The organism is Candidatus Berkiella cookevillensis (genome assembly GCF_001431315.2).
GTDB classification, from domain to species: Bacteria; Pseudomonadota; Gammaproteobacteria; order Berkiellales; family Berkiellaceae; genus Berkiella_A; species Berkiella_A cookevillensis.
This window is the reverse complement of record NZ_LKHV02000001.1, coordinates 429,921-454,237: the sequence shown is the minus strand read 5'-3', so window position 1 is coordinate 454,237 and position 24,317 is coordinate 429,921. Positions and strand designations below refer to the sequence as shown.

Annotated in this window: 23 protein-coding genes and 1 tRNA gene; 13 read left to right on the top strand and 11 right to left on the bottom strand. The window is 37.7% G+C overall.

The genetic code is table 11. The annotated features are described in order from the left end of the window. Window positions 1–37 precede the first annotated feature (37 nt). A complete protein-coding gene (locus CC99x_RS01985) occupies window positions 38–1,387 on the bottom strand; it encodes an RNA-binding domain-containing protein (protein ID WP_057623665.1) in 1,350 nt (449 codons plus the stop codon). A gap of 214 nt (window positions 1,388–1,601) precedes the next feature. Then, a complete protein-coding gene (gmd, locus tag CC99x_RS01980; RefSeq protein ID WP_057623663.1) occupies window positions 1,602–2,693 on the bottom strand; it encodes a GDP-mannose 4,6-dehydratase in 1,092 nt (363 codons plus the stop codon). A gap of 236 nt (window positions 2,694–2,929) precedes the next feature. On the opposite strand from gmd, the gene CC99x_RS01975 reads away from it, so the two are divergent. Next, on the top strand, window positions 2,930–3,670 hold the full coding sequence (locus CC99x_RS01975; protein ID WP_057623661.1) for a sugar phosphate nucleotidyltransferase: 741 nt from the start codon (window positions 2,930–2,932) through the stop codon (window positions 3,668–3,670). Window positions 3,671–3,822: 152 nt separating this feature from the next. On the opposite strand, the gene CC99x_RS01970 is transcribed toward CC99x_RS01975, so the two are convergent. After that, on the bottom strand, window positions 3,823–4,269 hold the full coding sequence (locus tag CC99x_RS01970; protein ID WP_235528056.1) for a Dps family protein: 447 nt from the start codon (window positions 4,267–4,269) through the stop codon (window positions 3,823–3,825). A gap of 101 nt (window positions 4,270–4,370) precedes the next feature. On the opposite strand from CC99x_RS01970, the gene CC99x_RS01965 reads away from it, so the two are divergent. Both CC99x_RS01965 and CC99x_RS01960 read left to right on the top strand, forming a co-directional pair. Next, on the top strand, window positions 4,371–4,802 hold the full coding sequence (locus tag CC99x_RS01965; protein WP_057623659.1) for a hypothetical protein: 432 nt from the start codon (window positions 4,371–4,373) through the stop codon (window positions 4,800–4,802). Then, window positions 4,799–5,872 carry a DUF4401 domain-containing protein gene (locus CC99x_RS01960; protein WP_057623657.1) on the top strand — a complete coding sequence of 358 codons (1,074 nt, stop codon included), beginning with the start codon at window positions 4,799–4,801 and terminating at the stop codon, window positions 5,870–5,872. The genes CC99x_RS01965 and CC99x_RS01960 overlap by 4 nt, the downstream gene beginning before the upstream one ends. A gap of 133 nt (window positions 5,873–6,005) precedes the next feature. Here the strand turns inward: CC99x_RS01960 and CC99x_RS01955 are convergent, their stop codons facing one another. Then, window positions 6,006–7,385: a protein kinase domain-containing protein gene (locus tag CC99x_RS01955; protein ID WP_057623655.1), complete on the bottom strand. Its 1,380-nt coding sequence runs from the start codon at window positions 7,383–7,385 to the stop codon at window positions 6,006–6,008. Window positions 7,386–7,776: 391 nt separating this feature from the next. Here CC99x_RS01955 and CC99x_RS01950 point away from each other — a divergent pair, with 391 nt between their 5' ends. The 5 genes from CC99x_RS01950 (at window position 7,777) to CC99x_RS01930 (ending at window position 11,286) form a co-directional block, all read left to right on the top strand. Continuing rightward, window positions 7,777–8,001, top strand: coding sequence for a YMGG-like glycine zipper-containing protein (locus CC99x_RS01950; protein ID WP_057623653.1), 225 nt, complete (start codon window positions 7,777–7,779; stop codon window positions 7,999–8,001). A gap of 94 nt (window positions 8,002–8,095) precedes the next feature. Next, on the top strand, window positions 8,096–8,791 hold the full coding sequence (locus tag CC99x_RS01945; protein ID WP_057623652.1) for a M50 family metallopeptidase: 696 nt from the start codon (window positions 8,096–8,098) through the stop codon (window positions 8,789–8,791). A gap of 103 nt (window positions 8,792–8,894) precedes the next feature. Then, window positions 8,895–9,530: a TPM domain-containing protein gene (locus CC99x_RS01940; RefSeq protein ID WP_057623650.1), complete on the top strand. Its 636-nt coding sequence runs from the start codon at window positions 8,895–8,897 to the stop codon at window positions 9,528–9,530. A 137-nt stretch (window positions 9,531–9,667) separates the two neighbouring features. Next, window positions 9,668–9,757, top strand: a tRNA-Ser gene (locus CC99x_RS01935). A 545-nt stretch (window positions 9,758–10,302) separates the two neighbouring features. After that, window positions 10,303–11,286, top strand: coding sequence for an NAD(P)/FAD-dependent oxidoreductase (locus CC99x_RS01930; RefSeq protein ID WP_057623648.1), 984 nt, complete (start codon window positions 10,303–10,305; stop codon window positions 11,284–11,286). Window positions 11,287–11,505: 219 nt separating this feature from the next. On the opposite strand, the gene CC99x_RS01925 is transcribed toward CC99x_RS01930, so the two are convergent. Together CC99x_RS01925 and CC99x_RS01920 are read right to left on the bottom strand one after the other, a co-directional pair. Continuing rightward, window positions 11,506–13,041, bottom strand: coding sequence for a cryptochrome/photolyase family protein (locus CC99x_RS01925; RefSeq protein WP_057623646.1), 1,536 nt, complete (start codon window positions 13,039–13,041; stop codon window positions 11,506–11,508). Continuing rightward, entirely contained in the window at window positions 13,038–13,607 is a 570-nt protein-coding gene (locus CC99x_RS01920; RefSeq protein ID WP_083477283.1) for a glutathione peroxidase, read from the bottom strand. Before CC99x_RS01920 ends, CC99x_RS01925 begins: the two co-directional genes overlap by 4 nt. 647 nt (window positions 13,608–14,254) lie before the next feature. Between CC99x_RS01920 and CC99x_RS01915 the strand changes: the two genes are divergently transcribed. Continuing rightward, window positions 14,255–14,626 carry a thiol-disulfide oxidoreductase DCC family protein gene (locus tag CC99x_RS01915; RefSeq protein WP_057623766.1) on the top strand — a complete coding sequence of 124 codons (372 nt, stop codon included), beginning with the start codon at window positions 14,255–14,257 and terminating at the stop codon, window positions 14,624–14,626. A 68-nt stretch (window positions 14,627–14,694) separates the two neighbouring features. Here CC99x_RS01915 and CC99x_RS01910 read toward each other — a convergent pair whose 3' ends face one another. Then, window positions 14,695–16,914 carry a DUF2309 domain-containing protein gene (locus CC99x_RS01910; RefSeq protein ID WP_057623644.1) on the bottom strand — a complete coding sequence of 740 codons (2,220 nt, stop codon included), beginning with the start codon at window positions 16,912–16,914 and terminating at the stop codon, window positions 14,695–14,697. Window positions 16,915–16,921: 7 nt separating this feature from the next. Then, window positions 16,922–18,265, bottom strand: coding sequence for a proton-conducting transporter transmembrane domain-containing protein (locus CC99x_RS01905; RefSeq protein WP_057623642.1), 1,344 nt, complete (start codon window positions 18,263–18,265; stop codon window positions 16,922–16,924). A gap of 102 nt (window positions 18,266–18,367) precedes the next feature. Between CC99x_RS01905 and CC99x_RS01900 the strand changes: the two genes are divergently transcribed. Both CC99x_RS01900 and CC99x_RS13020 read left to right on the top strand, forming a co-directional pair. After that, entirely contained in the window at window positions 18,368–19,210 is an 843-nt protein-coding gene (locus CC99x_RS01900) for a LysR substrate-binding domain-containing protein (protein WP_057623640.1), read from the top strand. Window positions 19,211–19,320: 110 nt separating this feature from the next. Then, the gene (locus CC99x_RS13020; protein ID WP_077065340.1) at window positions 19,321–19,803 is read left to right on the top strand and encodes a TspO/MBR family protein; all 483 of its coding nucleotides are present in this window, start codon (window positions 19,321–19,323) and stop codon (window positions 19,801–19,803) included. Window positions 19,804–19,850: 47 nt separating this feature from the next. Here the strand turns inward: CC99x_RS13020 and CC99x_RS01895 are convergent, their stop codons facing one another. Beyond that, complete coding sequence (locus CC99x_RS01895; protein WP_057623638.1) at window positions 19,851–20,156, bottom strand: ArsR/SmtB family transcription factor; 306 nt, start codon at window positions 20,154–20,156, stop codon at window positions 19,851–19,853. Between the two features lie 119 nt (window positions 20,157–20,275). On the opposite strand from CC99x_RS01895, the gene CC99x_RS01890 reads away from it, so the two are divergent. Together CC99x_RS01890 and CC99x_RS01885 are read left to right on the top strand one after the other, a co-directional pair. Then, window positions 20,276–20,872: a rhodanese-like domain-containing protein gene (locus tag CC99x_RS01890; RefSeq protein ID WP_057623637.1), complete on the top strand. Its 597-nt coding sequence runs from the start codon at window positions 20,276–20,278 to the stop codon at window positions 20,870–20,872. Between the two features lie 34 nt (window positions 20,873–20,906). Next, the gene (locus tag CC99x_RS01885; protein ID WP_057623635.1) at window positions 20,907–21,251 is read left to right on the top strand and encodes a carboxymuconolactone decarboxylase family protein; all 345 of its coding nucleotides are present in this window, start codon (window positions 20,907–20,909) and stop codon (window positions 21,249–21,251) included. A gap of 63 nt (window positions 21,252–21,314) precedes the next feature. On the opposite strand, the gene CC99x_RS01880 is transcribed toward CC99x_RS01885, so the two are convergent. Then, window positions 21,315–22,601 (bottom strand): MFS transporter, encoded by a 1,287-nt coding sequence (locus CC99x_RS01880; RefSeq protein ID WP_057623633.1) that lies wholly within the window; start codon window positions 22,599–22,601, stop codon window positions 21,315–21,317. Window positions 22,602–23,029: 428 nt separating this feature from the next. Continuing rightward, window positions 23,030–24,289: a DUF2254 domain-containing protein gene (locus tag CC99x_RS01875; RefSeq protein ID WP_057623630.1), complete on the bottom strand. Its 1,260-nt coding sequence runs from the start codon at window positions 24,287–24,289 to the stop codon at window positions 23,030–23,032. Window positions 24,290–24,317 lie beyond the last annotated feature (28 nt).

Here is a 24,317-nt window from a genome sequence, read left to right as displayed (position 1 = left end):
CATCTAAAAACTCACCTATTGTAGCACAAATACAAATTTAATATTTTCTATAGCGAGTACTTTTACCTGCCCCGTACCTTCTAATTAACCCTTTCTTAACAAGAGAAGATAAAATTCTAGCTGTTGTCTGGCGAGATACACATAAAATTTTATTGACGAGTTGTGGGCTGATTTCTTCGTGCACATCAAATAATTCCAAGATCTTTTCTTCATGCTCCGTCAACTGAATAAGTGGACGCTGAAGAACAGGTCTAGGCAGAATGCATTTGACATAACCCGTGCCCTCAATTACCGTCGGTGTAGGAAGTTGGTGTTCGCGGTATAGCTTAAACATAGTTAAAAAACCTGACCCAAGTTTCTCAACATAACCTGCTTCACGAAAAATTCGACAAATAGCAGAATTTCTCAAGTAGGTAATACCCATTTCTAATTCATCAGATTGCAAAGGTCCCGGGAAATTACCTGGGCTAAAAATTTCAATTCGATCATCAAAAATTGCAACTTTAGTTGGCCCAGGAATTTGATATTGTCTATGCACAATTGCATTGATAATCGCTTCTCTGAGTGCCTTCAATGGTATTTCTAATTGCTCCTCTCGTTTAATCCCTTCTATTTTGAATGATCTACTGAGCCTACTTTCGACAAAGGCAATACAATCGTTTAACTGATTGAATAATGAGCCTCCGCAATCAAAACTTGCCAAAGCTTCACGCCCACTAGTTCCCTTAAAATGACTGCAAATAATAAATGATTCTGTTATAAATTTCTGTGGTTTATGCCCAAAAAGCAAAATACCTGCCACAGAGGGATACAAACGCTTATGCTCTTCCACAGCCAAACGATATTGCATAAGCATTTTATTTATATCAGGTGAATTATAATCATTTTTTCTTTGCTTTAAAAAAAGTCTGAACAGATCTAAATTTATATCATCTATTGTTGAGGTATATACTGGCACCTCGTCAGAGTAAAATCCCCTAGACTGCCATTGTAGCTCTTGAATTATTTCTGGTGTTGCTTTTAACGTATGTGAGCCTACTCTTATAAATGTGCCATTATTCATACCATCTGAGGTTCGAAAATAAGGCTTGTTCATGCCTGATGAAACTTCAATGACAAGAATTATCTTATCATCAAGCCGTTGCGAATATATCATAGGCAATATTACAGGAGTTGCGCTTTGAAATATTGACTGATGCAGACTATTAATTAATTCATCAATACTATCATCAGGTAATCCAACGACACGCCGATTATCATCAACGCCAATAATTAAGCGTCCTCCAAAATTATTACAGAATGCAATAACAGTGCTAACTATTTGCTGCTTACCTGGAAGTGTGCTTTTAAATTCAAGCGTTGCTGACTCTTTTCCTGGATATTTCATCCAAAGCTCTATGCTATTTAGTAGTAAAATTATATTTTAATTGCCTCAGCAATAGTGAGTCAATAAGATATTTAATTGACCCATGCAATCAATTGACTCAACAAAATGAGTCGATTGATATCTATCTGAGTCAATTAACAGTGTAATACACTAACAAGAGAGCACTAAAAATACCGACTTGTGCCCCATGAATATGAGATTTGTAATTCAATGATTAGCTGACAATACTCTCATGAATATGTGTTAAGCCTTTGAGCGCAGCTTCTTTTTGCGCTTCTTTCCAATCAGATAAAACCATTTCTTTAACCAAGGCTTCAAAGCTAATTTTAGGCACCCAGCCAAGCTTTGCTTTTGCTTTGCTTGCGTCTCCTAATAAAGTTTCTACTTCGGTGGGGCGATAATAGGCAGGATCAACAGCGACAATACAGGTGCCTGTTTTCGCATCTAATCCTTTTTCGCTTTCACCTGTTCCTTCCCACACTAAATCAATCTTTAATTCTTGTGCAGATAACTCAACAAATTCTCGCACAGTTTTCTGAATACCTGTCGCAATGACATAATCATCTGGCTCATCTTGTTGCAACATGAGCCATTGCATTTCTACATAATCTTTTGCATGTCCCCAATCACGTTTAGCATCCATATTGCCCAGATATAGACAATCTTGTAATCCTAATTTGATGCGTGATAGCGCACGCGTTATCTTACGCGTCACAAAGGTTTCACCACGCACAGGGGATTCATGGTTAAATAAAATGCCATTACAAGCAAAGATGTTATAAGCTTCTCTATAGTTCACTGTCATCCAATATGCGTATAATTTTGCTACGGCATAAGGCGATCTTGGATAGAACGGTGTTGTTTCTTTTTGAGGAATCTCTTGTACTTTTCCATACAATTCTGAGGTAGATGCTTGATAAAATTTTGTTTTTTGTTCCAAGCCTAGCATACGAATGGCTTCTAAAATTCTTAGCGTGCCAAGACCATTCACATCTCCTGTGTATTCAGGCGCATCAAAAGAAACTTTTACATGGCTTTGTGCCGCTAAATGATAAATTTCATCAGGCATCACTTTTTGAATAATACGCGTTAAACTCGTGCCATCGACCAAGTCACCATAATGCAAAATAAAATGTCGATTCTGTTGATGCGGATCTTCATACAAATGATCAATACGCTGTGTATTAATCATAGAGGTTCTACGCTTAATCCCATGCACCTCATAACCCTTGTTGAGCAGTAGTTCTGCCAAATAGGAACCATCTTGGCCAGTAATACCCGTAATCAACGCTTTTTTGCTCGACATAGCCTGCATTCCTTCCATATTTTATTTCTTTAATGCCGGTCAGATTGTACCGAGTTTGACATCAAATACAACCAAGTAGGCTAAGCAGATAAGTTTCTAAATGAGATACGTAGTACAAGCAGAAAGTTAACTGAAAAAATAAAAATATTAGTTAATTTCTAAAAACTATTGCATGACGGCGAAAAGGAAGTTATTTTTCTTCTTTATCAGATTGCACATGGAAGATAATAAAAATAATGATTGCGATTGTTTTAGTTGGTGGCAAACATAATATTATCAGTGAAACAAACCCAGAGACACCACTTGGGTTATTACCAATCGCTGGAGAGCCTGTTATTTCTTGGATAACAAAGTGGCTGAAGCAGCAAGGATTCAAGCACATCATATTTTCTGCAGGCTTTGGCGCAGAGAAAATCACTGCTTGGGCCAATCAAATATCTAGTCAACAAAATGATTTCTTTATTGATGTCGTGACAGAACCACGTCCTTTGGGTACAGCCGGTGCTGCCGCCTTTTGTGTAAGACGCTACCCTTCTTCGACTATTTTAGTTGCAAATGGTGACTCCCTCTTACTCACCAACTTAAAGCCCAGTTTGCGCAAATTGCATAACGACCCAAATTTAGATGGCATCATCATGGGGGCTAAAGTTGCCAACGCAGGGCGATATGGTTCTCTTGAATGTGATAGTGAAAATCGCTTAATTGGCTTTCATGAGAAAAAATCTGGCACTGATGTTGTGAATGCTGGCGTATACCTACTACGCAGTCACTTACTAGAAGATCTCAATGCCGATAAAGAAATCAGTTTGGAATATGATTGCTTTCCAGCCTGGCTAAATGCTGGCAAAGAAATTCATGTTGCCCGTTGTTCAGATCCTTTTATCGATATGGGAAGCACTGAAGCACTCAAAAGTGCAGAAGAACAAATCGTGCGCTACCAGGCACTGATCACAGATGATACGGTGGAAAGCCTCTAATATTATTTTCCAAGCCTTCTCTCTAAACTGAACAATTCTCTACGAATTTCTACTAGGCTGTCATCCCAGAATTTCTAGATGCCAGCCTTCGCTTATAGGTGCCAACTTAAGAAAAACCGTAGATCTCAAGGAACGAGAATCATTCACTTCGTTCATTCAGCAAGATGTGCGCCTAGCATCCAAAGTGTTTTTTCATGATATTCCAACCTATCAACAAGCAGCCCAATGGTTACTTCATCTTTTTGCTGCTGTGCAACTTCAAGCGCTGCAATAATGTTTTGCTGTATCACTTGGTGAGAATGCACAAGATCCTCTAACATTTCCTTCGCCGTTGCATTTTCATTGGCATCCGTAATCGTTTTCAATGAATCAAAGCTTTTAAAGCTACCAGGCGCCTTAAGGCCTAAGGCACGAATACGCTCTGCAATTTCATCCACTGCTTCAGATAAATCCTTATAATGCCCTTCAAATAAGCTATGCAGGCTTTGAAAATGAATGCCCTCTACATTCCAGTGATAGTTTTGAGATTTTAAATACAGCGCGTAGGTATCTGCTAAAATTTTTTTTAATTCTGTGGGCATCATTGCGTCGTTCTTCATAATATTCCTTATTTGTATCTTGGGATCCCAACTTAAAAGCATTCTCAAAAGTTAAGACTACACTAAAAGTAAGCTTGAAGAATTGCAAGGTTAGAAGCTGCATGGATGCACATAACACACACTCTGAACCAATGAATCAGGATATGGATAGCCCATCACTACTCTCTTTACCCGTACGATGGCCTATGATTCAACACCTCTATCAATCCGGCCACTTAGATGAGAATGCATTATTTTACAGCTGGAGATTTTTAAACCGTCATGCTTCTTTAGGACACTTCATTATTCTTTTTTGTCAGTGGTTGGGTGGTCTATTGTTATTGTGTGGAACAATATTATTAATGCTATTGAAATGGCAAGATATTCCAGCACTGTATCAAATACTCAGCATCCCATTGCTGCTATTAAGCACACTGCTTGGCGCATGGCTGCATCATTTTCGCTCTAAAGAAGCCTCTTTATTTCTGCTACTTGGCGCATTACTGACATGCGCTGCATTCTATCTGCTCTTCGTTGCAAGGATCATTGTATGAAAATATATGATTTACAAAGCTTCTTTGATCTCTTAGAAACAAAAGGACTCCTTAAAAAACGGAATTCGGCAGAAATCGCCATACTCTGCCAATTAAATGCTGAATCAAGATTATCCATGAAAATAATTTTTTTCTATGGCATAACTGTTATTTTTCATGCCTGTTTTTTTATGGGGCTATATGCAAATAATATTATTAACCTACATCATATAATAGAACTGTTCAGCCTGGGGTTATTATTGACGCTCTTAAGTGGGACTATCTATTATTTCATGCGTCAATTAGCTTATGATTATTTTATGCTGAGTGTTTTTATCTATCGCATAACACTTCTAAGTAGCCATTTATTAATACTATTTGCATTGCATGCAATACCAGATCATAACATAGCAATTACGCTTACAAAATTTGGCATCTTTGCTCTGTTTAGTTTAATAAGCTATGGTTTTTATCGAGATATGTGGGTACGATTTTCAAGCATTCTACTCTTAAATATCTACTTATTTATTGCCATATTACCAGAAGAAACAAGTCATTTAGCGCTGTGTTTTTTAAGTGCCATTACTTGTGCGCTCTTTTTACTTCCTGTAACACAAAAATTATTACGCCCCATGCTATATGCCAATATAGCCACCATTGTGCTCGAAATAATGAATCTTGTGCTCACACAATCAATCAGTGATATCCATCATAGTCATGCCCTTCTCGTAGCATTCGCTCAAGTCGGTTTATCTATCATTGCGATAGCACATATTATTTCATTGAGAAAAAATGCTTTAAAACCGATTGATACACCAATCATGGTATTGCTGATTGTAAGCAGTATTATTGCTAGTGTCATAAGCCCTTATCTAAGCATGTCTCTTATTTTTATACTCATCGGTTATAGGACAGTAAATGCATTACTCATGTTTACTGGTGCAGGTCTTTTAGCATTTTTGATTGCTTCTTCTATTTACAGCGCAGATGCATTGCTACTCACCAAAGCACTCAGCTTAATGGGACTTGGACTTGTCTTTTGCTTAATCAAGAAGATGATTCATCATTATCAATGGCATATTGAGAAATAAACAAGATTGAATAACAAAAATAATATAATGGCTTAGATTGTAGCCTTCTAGGCTGACGGTATTTATACCCTTATCTCTGAAATCTTGCTCGTGTCTTCGCATTGCGTCTCGTATATCCCTATCTCAAAGCCCACTATGAATGTGATGGTCCTCTTTTACTCGACTCTAATAACTGTTCATTTGTTGTTTCTATCTTTTTTTCAATATCTGTGATCATTACTTTAAGCCCGGATGAACCTAAAAAATGAAACTCCTTATCAATATCATTTTTAATATTTGTTAAGGTCTCTTTAAGCACATTCATGTTGATGTCCGTTGGGTTTTCGATGAAAGTATTCAAAGCTATTGTTAAATTTGACATCTGGTCTTTTCTTGCATCTCTGCCTGATGAAATATGCTTAAACCATCTCCCCCAACCTGAATGATGTCTTTTATTTTTATATTCTACGTCAAGATTATTTTTGCAAGTCTCTAAGACTTCAACCAGATGTTGGTATTTATTATCCGATTCATTCAATGCTTGTTCTTTTTTAGTTGAAGATTTGAAAATTTCAGCATCTTCTTTTAAAGGTGTAAAGCTTCGGTTTATCTGTATCGTTTTTGCATCTATTTGAGTTTGATTGTTCTGCTCTTCTGGCTGTTGTCTCTCCTGAAGCATTTTTTGTGCAACACTACTGAGATTCGGTTGTTTTTCCAATTCACTATACAATGCTTCTATTAGCTCATCCATTGAAGGTCGTTGACTAGGATCGGTATTCATTATTTTTTTATAAAATGCATCTTCCATTTTCAACTGAAAATCATATTTAAACATCACACCAAGCGCAAATATGTCTGATGCAAAAGAATAGGAGGCAGGATCTTTGGCTCTCTTAACTGATACGGGGTTACCTTTGTTATCGTAATTTAACTCAAGAATCTCAGGTGCACAATAAAGAGGCGACCCTTTACAAGTATCTTGTAATACTTTTTGACCCTCATTCAAAACCATAGAAAAGCCAAAATCAATGGCAGCCATAACAATCACATCACCATCTACTCTTGTCATGAGGTTTGCAGGTTTAATATCTGCATGTATAACTTTATGTGCATGCAGGTATTGTATTGCTTGTGCTGCTCGAATCGCCAGTAACAATTTTTGCTCTTCTGTTAAATTTTTATGCGGTGTTTCATCTGTTTTTCCAACATACAGTTCTCTTAACAACTCATTACCTTCATGAAAATCCATGACTGTATATAATTTTTTATGCGAATATTGCCCTTTAAAAATTTTCCCATACAAGCGCTCTGCTTCACCATGAAAGTGATTCAACGTTTTCATGATTGCAAGTTCAGGATCTGTTTCGCCACGTTTTTGTCGTCCTTCAATTTTTACAGCAAAGTTATTGCGATTTCTAGCCTGAATAATTTTGACTTTACCAAAATTCCCTTCCCCCACACATTCGCCATTTTTAATAGCATAGATTTTTCCTTCTACATTGATAAATGAACAATTAACCCTTTGTTCTCTCAAATGTTTTGCTTTATTTTTGTTGTCTGAAGAAAATTTATCAAATTTGCTTGCACTAGGGTTAGTCTGAAAATATTTTTCTGCCTCTTCCCAATCTCTATCTGTGAGATTATCAATAAGACCTTTAGATCGAGAATAATAGGTCCTAGATTTGCCATTGAATCACCCGTTCTATTCTAAAAATTAAATGTAAAAAATAGATTTTGACTGACCAAATTTAGTTCAATGAAAAAAACATAGAGCAACGACCTATACAAAAACACTCTTTAGTTATATTCCAATGTTGTAAAAAAAATTAATCAATGCGGGAACTTCTTCCGAAATAAATAAGTCAATCTACGCAGTTATCTTTGTAATTTGAAGATATGTTTCATAATAATGTTAGGAGTGAAAAATGAACACAGCTGTAAAAACAATTGCCCTTATCGGTATGTTGAGCTTAACGACAGCGTGCTCTACAACCAAAGGTGAACAACGTGTACTAACGGGTACCGCGATAGGTGCAGGTGCAGGCGCACTCATTGGTGCAGCTTCTGGCAGTGCTGGAACAGGCGCATTAATAGGTGCTGGCGTAGGTGCTGCAGGTGGTTATCTGTACCATAGAGGCAAGAAAAATTAAACAGAAATCTTGAATTTTATTGAAAACACGAGCAGTCTCAAGAATGACAGCTGTTCGTGTTTTATGCCTTTTAACTAACCTTTAGGTTGAGATAATGTTCTCATTACGGTCGATCACATTTTTAGCTTATGTGGTGGTTGCCTTTGCAGTCTATTATGTTCCAATATTCAACTGGCCTTTTTCTTGGTGGATGGGATTTTTCCATGAAATCAGTAAAGCATTAGGGATCCTTGCAACCGGCGGTTCTGTCTCTTCTTTAGAATTGTCTTTGCGTGGCATGGGAACAAGTTTTGCACAAGGCGGAAATATATGGTTCATTGCCACCTGTAGTTATTGTGGTGCTGTGCTATGGGGCATGCTCATTTATATTCTGGCTGATAAACTGCATAAAAAATATGCTATTTTTGAAGCCATCGTCTTAAGTCTCTTTATTCTCTTTATTTCAATTTTGTGGGTAAGAGATATCCTTACCATTTTGATCTTAATCATCATGGTTGGTCTTTTATTGTCTATCATTAAATTACATAATTACAGTTTAATGAAAATAACTCTAAAATTTATAGGGATTTATATCGTATTAGACGGCATAAGAACGCCGTTAAACTTACTAGACGGTCGTATTCCCCTGGATCTTATTCCCTTGATGCAACAAAGCACCGTATTCACTTATTTGTCTGTATTCTTATGGTTTTGCTTTGCGCTGCTTGGTATATACGCTTTATGGATATGGCACAAACCGACTTATACTAAAAAACAGGTCACGCAAGATCTACTTAAGTATATTGAATAACTGTTTTCAAAACTACACAATCAACCATTTTTAAGCTAATATGGCAATGAGTATAAGTCAATTCACATACTTTTAATATCGACGGATGCTAAGGAGCTTTAACATGGAAGTTTGCAGATTTTATAATGCACTAGCAGTGAAAAAACAGAATTTCTTGCTGTGTATCTTATCTTTATTATTCTCAAGTATTATCTTTGCACAAGCACAAACAACCACAGCACCAGCACCCTATATCTCTGATTATGCAAAGGTTATTGATGCTTATGTTTTCAAACAATACAATGAATTATTGGGTCAGATCGAACTTAACAATAAACTGCGTATTGAAGCAGTTATTATGCCAGATTTCAAAAATGATCCGCCGGAAAAAGTTGTCAATTACTTTATTGAACAACTCTCAAACAGGCAACCTGCGCCACAATATAGTGCTTTATTTATTGTTTCGTTAAAAGAGAACTATGCCAGCATTCACCCTTCAACCAATATGGAAGCCTTCTACCCACCCGCAGTGCAAGACGAAATTATTGGAAAGGTTAAAAAGGAAATGCAGGGTAAAGATTATCAGCGTGTTCTTAAAGAAGGCATTGGTGGGATAGTTTATTATTTTGAAAAAAACAGTAAAAATATTACCCCTAAACGAACCTTAAAAGATTTAATAATGGATAATTTAATTTTATTGGGCTTAGCTGCTTTATTCGCGGTTGTTCTTGCGGTATCGCGTCGCAAACCGCAAGCTTAATATACATAAGCCGCATCATGCGGCTTTCTTTTTATCTCATATCATAATAGAACATATATAGACTTAGGTAGCTAAGATAATTTAAAATCACTCTTTCCGAAAATGATGATTGTTTGATAGAATGGTCGACCATTCCCGGAGAGGTGTCTGAGCGGTCGAAAGAGCACGCCTGGAAAGTGTGTGTACGTTAACCCGTACCGAGGGTTCGAATCCCTCCCTCTCCGCCATCCATTTTTGCTATTTTACTGAAAGCAAAATTTAGCTACGACGTCACTAGTACGAATTTGAATATATGAACAACTTTGAAACATCGTGGCGCGCGAAGCGAATGCCTCGGTGAAGTTAAAGCGCAGCCTACACAAAGGGAACGAAGATCAGCTACTTAGTTTATTATATATCTTCAATACAAAGTGAAAATAATTGAAATAAATATTATGTTGAGCTAACCCAAGATATCAATCGAAAATTATCTAAGCATAAGACTGGAAAACTTATATATACCAATAATTTTTATCCATTGAGCATAGTTTCTTATCCGTCCTTGTTGATAATAAATCTAGAGCTGAAAAAAAGACTTTATCTCACCTGTGCAAGCATAAGACTTTTTTTGATTTTAATATTTATTTATTACTTGGTATCCGTCAATTACCATGGTTTGATCCAATAAAACGCATGTTGATAGCATACATACTCATTATTTCCAGTTTCTTAGCTGACATCTAATCAGGGCAGCTATACTTATTTCAACAGCTATTATTTCAGGAACTATTTCATGACAAAAATTGCTATCATCGGAGCAGGCATATCGGGCCTATCTGCGGCTCATCTATTAAATAATTATGCTGAGATCACGCTTTTTGAAAAAGCACGTGGTGTTAGTGGACGTATGTCCACACGGCGCGCAAAATCTTATTTCTTTGATCATGGAACGCAATATTTTACCGCTCGAACCCAGCCATTTAAAGATTTTATTCGACCTCTTATAGAGAAAAAAATTATTGAGCCATGGAATGCACGCTACCTAAAGTTTGATGGTAATCAAATTATAGAACGCAAAAATTGGATGGATGAAAATCCGCATTATGTTGGTGTTCCTGGAATGAATGAAGTTGGTAAGTATTTAGCAAAAAATCTCAATATCCACACCGACACAAAGATTGTATCTATTGAACATAAAAAAAGATGGCAATTGACAGATAATGAAGGGCATCGCTATGATGGCTTTGATTTTTTGATATCTACAGCGCCACCACCACAGACCGTAGAGCTACTTCCTAAGACTTTCAAATATTACAACAATGCTAAGGCTATAGAAATGCGAGCATGTTTTTCTTTGATGCTTGGCTTTGAAAAAAGCCTACCACTCGATTTTGATGCTGCACAGATTGAAAATGCTGACTTGAGCTGGATTGCTGTGAACAGCCATAAGCCGGGAAGATCAGAACACTATACTCTGATAGCGCATTCTTCTGAAAAGTATGCAGAAGCACATATTAATGATGATCATGAAGAAGTCATGCAATATCTAATAACCGAAGCAAGCCGTATTATTGGGCATGATGTCAGTATTGCCGATTACAAAACCATTCATAGATGGCGCTATGCAAATAATTCAAAAAGGGAAATTAACCCTATATTTTTAGATCAGGATCATAAGCTTGCTGCCTGTGGTGACTGGTGTCTTGGCGGTCGTGTCGAGGGAGCCTTCAATTCTGCTTACAATCTTGTGAATGCAATCAAAGGTATTGTTTTATGATTTTTGATTGACAAGATATCACTGAGTCTGCTGATGGCCTAAAAAAGACGATATTTTTCTTTCTGAAGTATAAAAACTGTTGCATGACAAAGATAATAGAGACTCATGTCATGATAATTTTTTTGCTTTTAATGTGTATTTATTTTTTTAATCTCTAATCAATAGATTATTAGTCAATTAACTTTTTATGGCTGTCCTGGATTATTCCGTTCTTAATTTTTAAAGTTCACCTTTATTCATACACACCAAAGTGATTGCTGCTTTATCTCGGATGGCTCTTTGCTTTTCATCGCTGAATTTTTCCCAGGTACTATAAACATAAAATAATCTCTGATTCCCCTTTAGTTTTTCGCGATTTCGGGCAATAAAGTCCCAATACAATGCATTAAAGGGACAAGCATTTTCACCCAACATGTCTTCAGGGTCATAAGAGCAATGCTGACAGAAATTACTCATCTTTTTAATATATTTTCCACTTGCCGCATAAGGTTTACTCGCAACAATTCCACCATCTCCGAACAAAGACATGCCTAAGGTGTTGGGCATTTCCACCCATTCATAAGCATCACTATAAACAGCCAAGTACCATTCCTGGACTTGTTTGACATCCAAGCCTGCAAGCAACGCAAAATTTCCAGAGATCATTAAACGTTGGATATGGTGTGAATATGCATGTTGTTGAGTATGCGAAATAACCTCATTGATGCAACTCATACGTGTTTTTGATCCCCAATAAAAGTCTGGCAATGGATTTTTGGCATTGAGGTAATTTAGTTCTTCATATTCAGGCATATATCGCCAATAAATGCCACGTATGTATTCTCGCCAACCAAGAATTTGTCGAATAAAGCCTTCCGCAGCATTCAGCGACACTTTACCATTCCGATAAGCAGTTTCAGCTTTTTGACAAACTTCCAGTGGCAACAATAAACCAACGTTAATATAAGAAGAGAGTAGTGAATGATTAAGATAAACTTCACCTTTTAGCATTGCATCTTGATAATCACCAAAATTAGATAAAATTCGATCGATAAAATCGTCCAGTTCTATCAACGCCTGCGCACGAGTAATGGCATAATTAAATGGCTCAAGCATACCAAAATGGTCAGAAAACTTTTCAGCCACTAGCCTCAGTACTTCCTTCAAAATAGATGATTTATTATGGCTGATGCGTTTAGGAGAAAAAAGACCTTTGGTAGGTGGTTTACGGTTCTCTTTATCATAATTCCACTTACCACCAGTAGGCGAACCATTTTTTTCTATAAGGATATGGTACTTTTTACGCATTTCACGATAAAAATACTCCATCCTAAGTTGTTTTTTATCTTTCGCCCAATTATTAAAAGCTTGTATAGAACACAAGAAACGATCATCGACACGAATTTCTACTGGTATTCCAATTAATTCTTGCCATGATTCCATCATACATTTCACACGATATTCACCAGGCTCAGTCACAATTAAGCGTTCCACACCTAACTCTTGTGCAATACGGTGCACCTCACCTGTGAAACTACCAGAATTTTGCGGATCCGTAAGCTTTACATAACGAAGTTTGAAACCTTTTGCTTGCATCTCTACCGCGAAATGACGCATCGCAGCAAACAAAAAAGCAATTTTTTTGGGATGATGTTTAACATAAGTGGCTTCCTCCATCACTTCGCATAATAAAATCCAATCATCTTTTTGAAAATCATTTAATGACGAAATGCTTTCAGAGAGTTGATCACCCAAAATGAGACGAAGACTGCTCACAATTTTTCCATCAATGCTTTCTCAATTGATTTTTTAATGCGATCGCTTTCTGGTAACGTTGTAGAATTAAAATAATCAATTAACTCGCCCTTACGGTTAATAAGATATTTATGGAAATTCCATTTCGGCCCAGTGCCAAAGCCTAAGCTTTGCTTGGCCCATATGTAGAATGGATGTGCATTATCACCTGACACGACTTCTTTCGATGCCATTGGAAAGCTGACGCCGTAATTGAGCTTGCAAAAATTAGAAATTTCCATGTTATTGCCAGGCTCTTGAGCCCCAAAATCATTACTGGGTACGCCTATCACTATCAAACCTTTATCTGCATAGGTCTGATATATCTCTTCAAGCCCTTTGTATTGTGATGTAAATCCACAATTTGAGGCAGTATTCACAATTAAGAGCACTTTCCCTTCAAATTGCTTGAGCCGCATAGGTTTTTCACCTACCAGTGTTTTAAATGAAAAATCATATGCTGTTTTATCTAAGGTTTTCACCTTTGCAAAAGACTGAAAAGGTGAAAATATAAATGCTATTAATAAGGCGTAGATCTGTTTTTTCATAGTATACCTCATTTATTATACGCGCACTCAGTAGATTCGGTGAGGAAGCACCGTGACATGAGTATGTGTGAATCAGCCATGGAAAGCAACGTCAGATCAAGCGATGTTGTAATCAAAACTACTAGCAAGCCGCATTAACATAGCTAATTAAATTGCTAGGCTGACCAAAATTGACCGAGATAGTTTTTTAGCAGCTTTTATTGATAAAGCCCATGATGAACGAGATGGCTTATATGAACAAGTGGCCAGTTTTTCTGAATTTTCTTTGTTGAAATGCTGCTAACAAGAAAATGCTCTTAGAGTCTTTTAGAGGCTCGTAAATATTCCGCTCTTAATGTTATTTCTGTCAGCTTTACAAAAAAAAAATAAAAACAGTATACTAAAATGACAAATGATTGCAGCTTTCAATTTGACACCAGCTACACTGACTTTACCCAAAATGTTCTATATATATGTTCATCCTGCGTCTATTGCATCACCTAAGAGGGTGATCTTAAGTCGAAGAAGCTATCAATTCTGCTTACAATATTGTAAATGTAATGAAAGGGAGTGTTTTATGATTTTTGAGTTACAAAATATCGGTGTTATATTTTAATGAACAAAATATTCTTCAAAACGACATAGCAGCAATAAGAATAAGAAATAAAATGATTACAGTATTTTATGATGGAAAATGCGGCTTATGCTCTAAAGAGATCAACCATTACCGCAAGATCGCGCCTGAAGGTATTTTTGATTGGCAAGATATCACTGAGTCGGCTGATGATCTCAAAAAGGAAGGGGTTTCTCTTTCCGATGGATTAAAACTGCTGCATGCCAAAGATCATACTGGTCAGTTACATATTGGCGTTGATGCCTTCATCCTAATTTCGAAGCAGTTGAAGCGGTGGCGTATTCTATCGACAATCATTGGATTGCCCATTATCAGACAAATAGCAAATTTGGTCTACCGAGCATTTGCAAATTGGCGCTTTAAAAGACTTGATCATTGTCAGCTGGCAGCAAAAGAGGAGGAATGAAAATGATAGCATGGCTACTACTGTAGGGATCTTGGCAAAGAAACTGTTTGTGTAAACTGAACTATGTTTTAATTTATTAATTGCCATGTAAAATCTCTATTAAGGATATAAATTTGCCGACTATCTGGCTCGATACATGCCATCTGTACCCAACCATTACCGAGCAATTTCCCTAGAACTGCCTGCTCACGAATGATGTTATCTAGTTTCTTGCGCGGAGCAAAAACAACCGTAATCAGTCGTTGAGTTTCATGATAAGCTTCTGTATCACTGCTATAAACCGACTGCAAGGGCAGCCCAGTCATCAAATCACTTGCATTACCCTGCATAATACCAATTTTGCCAGTTATATTTTTAGTGATTTTACTTCCTCCTCCATAAGCCACATTATCGTAGGTTGAAAATAGGTATTGCATATTAATCCATTGCGCAACCACCATCGGTGCGGTAAGAATTGTAGTAAGAAAACTGCCATTTTCATCCTGCTTATAATCGTATGAATGCAGAAAACACCGTCCTTCCAGATTGAGAGAGGCTGTAATATCACGTGGCCCTACTATAAATGCAGCGTTTCTTGCAAGCCCCCATTCTGGACGTAACTGAGCCCAGTCTTGTGAACGAAGCCGCACCTTGGCTGAAGCATTCGAAGTATTCACTTTTTTATCCATCTGCAACAGTCGCGCTGAATTATTAATATTTTTTGCTATTTCTAGGTTTTTTTTAAGCACCTGGATTGCGACAGAATCGTGGTTGCCATAAAGTGCAACTTGATCTGTAGTAGTATTATGCTCTGCGGCAATAAAATGGGTACCTTTAGGGATCTTAATACCACGGTTGTAAAGCTCTGCTCTTATCTCTGGGCGATTTAAGATTGCAGCAAGAATACGCGCATTACTAGCGCCATGTCTTCCACCGCAAGCACCACAATCAAGAGCGGTAGCGTATGCATTATTCTGGGTAGTGCTCCCATGCCCACAAAAAACAATTAATTTTGCAAAGTGATGAGTCAGTCCCATCATTTTCAACGCACCTTCTGCATATGAACACTGCTCTGCAAAGCTGATATTCTCAAGAGAGGGTTTAATCTCTGGATCTTTACAGATAGTTTCAGTTGCAATGTTTTTTAATTTTGAAGCAAGCTCTGGTGCAAAACTACGAAACCCTATCCATAGGCCGCTCATGATGCCTAAGGATTCGACTAATGCAAATGGCGTAGTGAATGTGTATTTGAGGGATTGATAAACTTTCTTGAAAGAGGTCAATCTTTCATATCCATTCAGATTTTTATTGTGTGCGTGATTTATACAAGGAAATTCTTTTACTTCATGTTTAGGTTGAAGAAGTACTGGACAGGAAGCATAAGACTCTTTGCTAAGCATGTTGCTAATTTTAACAGGTATACCAAAAAAGCCAGCAAAGCCAAAGGTTTGATAATCCCCTGTTGACTCTAGCGCCCTGCGAAAGGGTTCTGAACGTACATCAATGCAGAACACAAGTTGAGCTTCTGGTATATGCGGAGAATGGGTTGGTTGTGCCGCTAATTTATTTAACAACGGAATACGATATGCACTTTCTGCATTTTGAATTTTTTCTAGTATACTATTTTTAAAATCATATTCTGTTAATACTTTTTTATGCCAATCTATAAGTGACTTTGCTTTTGGCCAAAGTAACATTGTGATAACTAACCGTATCGCCAAATAATCTTCTTGAGATACTGGGTGTGGATGGTGAGCATCTAATCCCGCCCACTCCGTGCGATATTTTATGTATCCTGCCCAACCTGGCAATGTAGTGAGCATCAAACTTAAAAATTGAAGCTGTTGTTCTTTTGAGAGACCCAAAGCTAACAAGCACTGTGCAATAGTTTTCCCAGGCGTTTTTGGTAACAAATTTAATACTGATTTTTTTTCTTTATCATTTTTATGCAATTTTTCATCGTAAATAGCAAGTTTTCGCCAGGATGCGTATAAGCCCTGCGACCTGAACGGCATCGATATCGTAGACTGCCCATCATCAAAATATGCTTGTAACCATTTAATGGTTTCACGATTGACTGCATCCATTTCTTCTGGCAGATCCTTTATCTCAAAATGAGCTGCTGCCATTTTAACTGCTGCTTCGATTGGTAAGTCTTCAAATCCTTGCAGAGGATTCACTGCGATCAAGTTTTTAAGCGGCCAAAAGGGCGCAATCTTCTTGAAGCTCTGAACTGCCAAATCAGCCGTGCAGTTTTCACGAGGAGATTCGGTGCTAGACTCTATTTGAAACATGGCTGCCTTTTTCATATTTTCCTCATTGATACTGATATTGGTTGCGAATCGCAGTCACTGTAGTGGGGTGAGGCTGACTCGCATTGAGCGCAAATACATAAGTTCTCGGCATGAGGGAAGAATTTACCTCTGCTTCTGATCGATTCCTTAAGAATAGAATGGATAACCATGCAAGTGTCAGCACAGCAATTCCTATCATATGAAAGCCATTTAGCAACTGTGGTTGCATCAGATGCATCGGCTCTATCGCCCAGGCAACCAGCTGTACGCTCATGCCGTATAACAATCCAAATGCAGCTGTTATGATGAATGCCGTCGCTATGCTAAATAATGATTTGAACTTCAGTATTGACAACGCAAACTGGCTTGCACTTAGGAATGCTAAGACCATGAGTACTAAGGTTGTATCCCCAGCAAACCATGATTTGCCAGTAACATATGCAAAGCCAATGCTTCCAACAGCGCCACATAATAACGCACAAATAAAAGTGATCAATTCCGGAGGATAGCCTAGGTCATAGCGTTTTTCCTGAGCTGCGCTTCCACTGGCTAGAAAAAGATAAGCCTTAAACATACTATGCCAAACTAAATGCGCGATAGCTGCAGGAAACAATCCAAGGCCACATTGCACAAACATAAATCCCATCTGCCCCATCGTTGAACAGGCAAGCATGCGCTTCACATCATTTTGCATCAGCTTCCATAAGGTACCTAGCAAAGCGGTGATAAGACCAACAACAAATATCACCAATAACAAAGAAGAATATTTTAAATAAAGAGGAGCGAAACGTACTAATAAAAATCCTCCACCATTTACTAAACCAGCATGCATCACCGCTGAAACAGGCGTAGGCGAGTTTAAAGAACTAATAAGCCAAGGGTGAAATGGCCATATAGATGACTGCAGCATTGCTCCAATAAGCAAGAATAATAATGCAAATGAAATAAAGACTGAATCACTTTGATTATCAATCAGCCCCTGAATCGTTGTTTGACCTGTGACAGAATAAAAGATAATAAATGCCGTCATTAAGGCGAGCGCACCAAATAGGTAGTATTTTAAAGCAAGTAGGCCGGAAGCCTTGGCTGCCTTCCAGCTGATTTTATGCCTCATAAGGCGCACTAGCAAAGCATTGCTCGCACACCAACTGCAAATAAACAACACAAAATGATTTGCGCTGACCATGAGCATGACTGAAATAATCAATAAAGTAATTTGAGCAAAAAAGAATTTATAGCGTGCATCTCCGCTCATATATCGATAAGCATAACGACAAATACATAAACCAATAAGGCTTAGAAACACCATCATCGTGATAGCAAGCGAATCGAAATGAAAGAGTTGCGCAAATAGTTTGTTTTTCACTTTGATAAAAACCTAATGGCTAGTTTTGTTGTTGACTAATATTAATAGCAATGCAATAATAAGAAAAATTAATAATTCTTATATTATCAATAAGATTTTCTAATGAGTATTGACACTATTACGCTACAGTCATTCATCGCTGTCGCAGAAACTGGCAGTTTTACCAAGGCAGCCAAGCAGGTCGGGCGCACACAATCGGCTATTAGCCAACAAATGTCTAAATTGGAAAATCTTCTCGGCAAGCCATTACTGGTACGAAACAAAATTTTAGGGCTGACGCCTGAGGGCGAGATTTTCTTGGGTTATGCTCGGCAGATCTTTTCTTTGTATCGTGAGGCAATCGATAGATTCAAAGAACCCGAACTAGAGGGTGAGGTACGCTTTGGTCTACCTGAAAACTTTGCCAGCGCCTACCTCTCTGACGTACTTGCAGATTTTTCACGTATTCATCCACGTATTTTGCTTAAGATTGAATGCGATTTGACCTTGAACCTTTTTGAAAGATTTAAAAACAACGAATTCGATCTGGTACTCGTAAAAATGCATCGCCCGGAAGACTTTCCAAATGGCCTTGATATATGGTCTGAGCCTCTGAAATGGGTCGGAAAATCCGAGCTGATCAATTTTAAAAAACCTATTCCGCTTGTATTATCACCTAAACCATGCGTCTACAGAGAATCTGCTCTGATAACACTCGAAAAATCCGGCATAGCTTGGCGCTTAGCTTTTTCAAGTCCTAGCAACGCAGGAACAATTGCTGCAGTCAAAGCTGGCATGGGAATTACTGTAATGCCTTATACGATGATACCGCATGGATTAGAAGCCATAGAATCTAGTTTGCTGCCAAACCTTGCTGACACTCATGTTTCATTACTGAAACATAAAGCTGATAATCTCGCGATTAACACATTAGAAGGCTTTGTATTACAGCAAATTAGGAAATAAAAACTCTGATTATAGTTTAAGATCTCATTGAGCCCCATGCGCTTAAGGGTTTGTAGATAGAAGAAAATGTACATTTTAATTTGGATCAAAATAATGTTTGAGGTGATTTTTTGAAATTAACCACTAAGGACTATATATCTCTAGTAATTTGGATAGCCTCTTTTTTGCTCATAGGCTCATTTATTGGTTCGTTGACTCAGAGCGGTGTTAACAGCTGGTATAGCACATTAAATCGCTCACCTCTAACGCCTCCCAACTATTTATTCGGAGTGGTATGGAGCATCTTATACGCAATGATAGCAATCTGTGGCTGGATAATTTGGCGCAGTAAAACGAAGCTATCAGAATTAAAACGCATAAAGGGATTATATATCTCTCAATTAATTTTAAACTGGAGCTGGAGCCCGATCTTTTTCACTTATCAATTACCTGATATTGCCCTGATATGTCTGTGCTTAATTGTTACTTTGGTTTCACTACTGGTTTATAAAACACGTAAACATCTAAAAATTGTGTGTATCTTATTGAGTCCATACTTATTATGGTTATTATTTGCAACGCACTTAAATTTTTACATATGGCAACACAACTAGGCGATATAACTAATGTTCTTAAAGGGCTCTATGTTTATTTATGTGTGTCAATAATCTTCACCACAGTATATTTCATAAAGTGCCTGCACTAGCCTTTTAGCCTGAGATGAATCGATTCCGTAGTAAACTGTCTGCGCATGCTTACGCGTTTTGACTAAACCTTCACTACGCATCTTCGCCAGAAACTGTGAAATCTGCGATTGTCCCGCAGTACCTTCTTCGGCTGCTACGATTTCAGTGACACTCATTTCGCCGTTATGAATCAGATTACATAAAATCGATAAACGCACTGGATGAGAAAGCAGTTTCAGTAAGCCTACTGCACGCTCTAATTTCTCACGCTGTTTATTCATCGCTCCCCTCATAAATCAATATTCTCTAGCTATCTTGACATTTACATTACAACATATTAATTTATATTATTATAATATACTAATATTATCAAGTACCACAGTATTCAATAGGAGGCGCCATGACAAGTTTTTCAATCATTCTTGCAGAAAACCTCTGTCCAGTGGATCCAAAGCAAGGAATTATTTTAGATGTCCGCACTAAAATGGAGCATGCGGAAAAGCATATTGGTTTTAGTCATGCTCATGTACCACTCGATGAATTAAAGCCCACTGAACTCATGGTCCACCATGGTTTAGCAAAGAATGCTGAAGTATATATTTTGTGCCGCAGTGGTAAACGTGCAAGCCAAGCAGCAGAAAAATTCATAGCTGAAGGCTACTGTAACGTTAAAGTCATTGAAGGTGGCATCACTGCATGTGAAATGTGTGGGCATGATATTAAAGGTTATGGCACACAAATCTCTACCACTCAAACAAAACTAAAAAAGCCAATCTCGCTTGAACGGCAAGTTCGTATCGCGGCAGGTTTATTCGTTACACTGGGTGCAGCACTGGCACTCTTTATCAGCCCTCTCTTTAGCATTATTCCTCTATTTGTAGGCTGTGGTCTCATTTTTGCAGGCATTACAGATCGTTGTGGCATGGCATTGATACTCACCAAAGCACCCTGGAATAAAACAAAAGATTCATTTGACACAACAACATTACCAAGATAAATCCATCGATAAAATTTAAGCTTAGGAGCCCCATATGACTAAAGAATACAAATCTATTATCAGCGATATTAGCGCTTACAGCAAAGAGCTACACAAACTCATTCCTGACACCATGGCTGGATTTGCTAGCATGGCAAAATCAGCCACGACAACAAAAGCGATAGATGAGAAAACCAAAGAAATGATCGCGCTTGCCTTGGGGGTTGCAGCACACTGCGACGGCTGCCTTGGTTATCATACCAAAGCGCTTGCTCGCCTTGGCGCAACACGAGAAGAAGTAGCAGAAGTCTTAGGCATGGCTGTCTATATGGGGGGTGGCCCATCACTTATGTATGCCGCAGATGCACTACGTTCTTTTGATCAATTTAAAAATGACTAGCTAATAAAAGCGGGCAAATGCCCGCTGTTTACAAAAAACATACTGTCTTGATTAAGCAAATTATTAGGCTCCATTGATAGACGATTTGTTGTACTCATTCACTTTTAACTTCATACCAATGACAGCGACAATAATAGCGCCTACCAAGGCACACAGTGGCACAACACAAAGTGCATATTTATATGCATGAAGATCATATATCCTCAAGCCCTCATGATTTAAACCTCCTCCCCCAAAGACATCCATTATTTTACCAATGGTGGTATGAAAGAATGAACCACCCAGCATATTGATACAGTTTAGGAATGCAACAGTCACGCCTAAATGTTTAGGTGCTACCAAATTAGAACCCGCAGCAAAGACAATCACTTGATAACAACATAAAATACCCACCCCAAAGAACAGGCAAGAAAGCAGTACTGAGTTGTAGCTTTGATTTAAAAATAACAATAAAAAAGCTGCTGCCATACCAAGTCCAGATGCGGCAATCACTGTATAGTTACCAAATTTTCTACTGAGCAATGCTAATAATGGACCACCAATTAACATACCAAAGAAGATAAAGGATATAAGTCCTGCGGCATCTGCTTTGTTAAGATTATAAGCGGTCATTAAATAGGGAACACCCCACACATCTGCAAAGCCTTCTAAAGAACCCACCATCAATAGATTTGCAATGGCTAAAAACCAAATAACCGGCGAAGACAGTAAGGATTTAAAATTTGCGGCATTAAATTGTTCTTCTTGTTTTTGCGCATTATTTGTTTGGGGAGAACACAATATAAAATAGGTTAAACAACCAATGACAATTGAAATAGCGGCAAGTGTAAGCGCAACACTCTGCCAAGGATGGGTTTCAATGAGCAAGCTCACAGGCTTGCCACCAAAAATTGCTCCCATGAGTCCAAAGGTAAAGGAGAAACCTATCATCCGTGCATACTGCTCTTTGGGAAACCATTCAGAAACGACTTTAGAAATAGCCAGAAAACCAACAGCAGAACCAGCCCCTATTAAAAATCGACTCAACACTGCCATATAAAAATGATTGGTATGAGTGAACATTAAGGTCGCAAGTCCACATACCATTGCAAAAGTAAAGACAACACGCCGTGCCCCAAATCGCTCCAATAAAATAGCCACGGGTATTTGCATACCTGCATAACCATAATAATAAAAGGCTGCCAATAGGCCAAAATGACTCGCATCAATGGAGAATTGATCCATAATCTGATGCATCATGAGGCCCGGCCAGAGGCGCAAAATAAATTGGTATGCAAAAAATGATAGTGGGAATAGCCACATTAAATAAGGCAAATATTTATATCTAGAGCCAAGCACGTGCAACCTCATTGACGAAGGATTATTAAAAACAGAGCTGATGATCGAAAGGGTGTGAGCGTATGTATCGGCCTTAGCCGATAATAGAAGAGAGAATAATGATATTGAAATACTGCTTATACATTAGATTTTTGATAGCCCGAAAGTTATTAGGATCATTAACACTAAAGTCATGACTCTACGATAAAATTTTCCTAAGGTCAACAGCTACCTGATATAGAAAAGTTCCAGTGACATAAAAGCACATGCCCAAGTTAACTTATCAATGAGATGAAATACACTTTAGTAATCTTATTTTATTGTTTTATTGACGAGAACATTTTCATATACTCTATGCCAATAAACAAGTTATTCAAATTAATTATTGACGTTAAAATACGATAATAATGTTATCATCAGCCAAACTTATACTTTCAAATGGTGTAACCAATATCAATTCACTATGATGAAAGTGTAATTGATTTTATCACTTCTTTATCTTGCTCTATCTTTAATGTAGCTAAAGCCTGAGCCAAAGCATATTGAGATTGATTGCGTACGGCTTTTTGAAAAGGGCTATCCCCAGCGCTAGCAAGAGAGTGAAAGGTTTTTTGCAATCTAATTCCAACTTCTAGCATACCTGCCCCATCTCGAGCAATAGGAGAAAAACAATCACTAAAAAAATCTTCTATCGGGATTTCTGGAATAAATACATTTGCATACTTTATTTCTTTAGCACTTTCTTCCAATTCCATCGAAGCACTGGCTAAAATAGTAAAAATGCGTAATAGAGTACCCAATACATCTATAGCTGTACCCGGATCGTTAATAGCCGGAGAAAGTGAACGTGACGCTATTTCTGTCAAAACAATCGTGCCAAATCGTGGATCTTGTTCAAATAAACGTTCGCCACCAATAATAAAAGCATTTTGTATTTTCTTAATATCATTTTCAGAGATGGTAGTAGCGCCCAAATAAACAACGGGCTGAAGAGAATCATTGAATGTACCTGGCCTTGACATTACATAGATTGGATATTCAAGCTGTTCAGCTACTTTTGAGAGTGCGGCTATATCAATATGCTGTATATAACCAATTTTAGGGTGCGGTATGGATATATATTCTGGTTTATTCGAAAATTTAAATAAAGGCGTCCCCCCAAGATAAGGATGTTTACAAAACTCACGAATAGATGCAGTTGCAGCCTTTTCTACCATATCTATGGTTTTTCCAAGACGCCCTAAACTGGATAAATACTCAATCCAACGCAGTAGCATCAAAACCACAAGAAAAATGACTATAATAGTAGCGATAAAGAGAAGCAGCCGACCATTTTCATCGTAGATATCCATTTTTAAAGCAATAATACCTACAAGACTAAAGAGAAATGAACCTATAAAAGTTGAAAGTGCATTTTGTGCAGTACGATCAGTCAACAATAAACGAGTAGAGCGTGGTGTAGCACTGTTCGCAGCAGCAGCGTAAGCAGTAATCATAACACTGAGTGAAAAAATAGTAACTGCTAACATACTGGATGCAATAATATTTAAAACATCATATATAGCCTCAGCAGAAATTTTAAAATTTAAATTAATAGGTACGTAGTTCTTTATAATGAGACCTGCCAACGCACATATAACACTAATGATGCAAAATAAACCAGCGCGTAACCATAATTTCTCTGAAAGTTGACGGCTTATCCATTGCCATTTTGATATCATATATAAACTCTAATCCTGGAGGATTTTA

Bases quoted from the DNA above. Each gene is read 5' to 3' on its own strand.
- CC99x_RS01985 (WP_057623665.1), bottom strand. From the start codon at position 1,387: ATGAAATATCCAGGAAAAGAGTCAGCAACGCTTGAATTTAAAAGCACA.
- gmd (WP_057623663.1), bottom strand. From the start codon at position 2,693: ATGTCGAGCAAAAAAGCGTTGATTACGGGTATTACTGGCCAAGATGGT.
- CC99x_RS01975 (WP_057623661.1), top strand. From the start codon at position 2,930: ATGATTGCGATTGTTTTAGTTGGTGGCAAACATAATATTATCAGTGAA.
- CC99x_RS01970 (WP_235528056.1), bottom strand. From the start codon at position 4,269: ATGAAGAACGACGCAATGATGCCCACAGAATTAAAAAAAATTTTAGCA.
- CC99x_RS01965 (WP_057623659.1), top strand. From the start codon at position 4,371: ATGGATGCACATAACACACACTCTGAACCAATGAATCAGGATATGGAT.
- CC99x_RS01960 (WP_057623657.1), top strand. From the start codon at position 4,799: ATGAAAATATATGATTTACAAAGCTTCTTTGATCTCTTAGAAACAAAA.
- CC99x_RS01950 (WP_057623653.1), top strand. From the start codon at position 7,777: ATGAACACAGCTGTAAAAACAATTGCCCTTATCGGTATGTTGAGCTTA.
- CC99x_RS01945 (WP_057623652.1), top strand. From the start codon at position 8,096: ATGTTCTCATTACGGTCGATCACATTTTTAGCTTATGTGGTGGTTGCC.
- CC99x_RS01940 (WP_057623650.1), top strand. From the start codon at position 8,895: ATGGAAGTTTGCAGATTTTATAATGCACTAGCAGTGAAAAAACAGAAT.
- CC99x_RS01930 (WP_057623648.1), top strand. From the start codon at position 10,303: ATGACAAAAATTGCTATCATCGGAGCAGGCATATCGGGCCTATCTGCG.
- CC99x_RS01920 (WP_083477283.1), bottom strand. From the start codon at position 13,607: ATGAAAAAACAGATCTACGCCTTATTAATAGCATTTATATTTTCACCT.
- CC99x_RS01915 (WP_057623766.1), top strand. From the start codon at position 14,255: ATGATTACAGTATTTTATGATGGAAAATGCGGCTTATGCTCTAAAGAG.
- CC99x_RS01910 (WP_057623644.1), bottom strand. From the start codon at position 16,914: ATGAAAAAGGCAGCCATGTTTCAAATAGAGTCTAGCACCGAATCTCCT.
- CC99x_RS01900 (WP_057623640.1), top strand. From the start codon at position 18,368: ATGAGTATTGACACTATTACGCTACAGTCATTCATCGCTGTCGCAGAA.
- CC99x_RS01895 (WP_057623638.1), bottom strand. From the start codon at position 20,156: ATGAATAAACAGCGTGAGAAATTAGAGCGTGCAGTAGGCTTACTGAAA.
- CC99x_RS01890 (WP_057623637.1), top strand. From the start codon at position 20,276: ATGACAAGTTTTTCAATCATTCTTGCAGAAAACCTCTGTCCAGTGGAT.
- CC99x_RS01885 (WP_057623635.1), top strand. From the start codon at position 20,907: ATGACTAAAGAATACAAATCTATTATCAGCGATATTAGCGCTTACAGC.
- CC99x_RS01880 (WP_057623633.1), bottom strand. From the start codon at position 22,601: ATGAGGTTGCACGTGCTTGGCTCTAGATATAAATATTTGCCTTATTTA.
- CC99x_RS01875 (WP_057623630.1), bottom strand. From the start codon at position 24,289: ATGATATCAAAATGGCAATGGATAAGCCGTCAACTTTCAGAGAAATTA.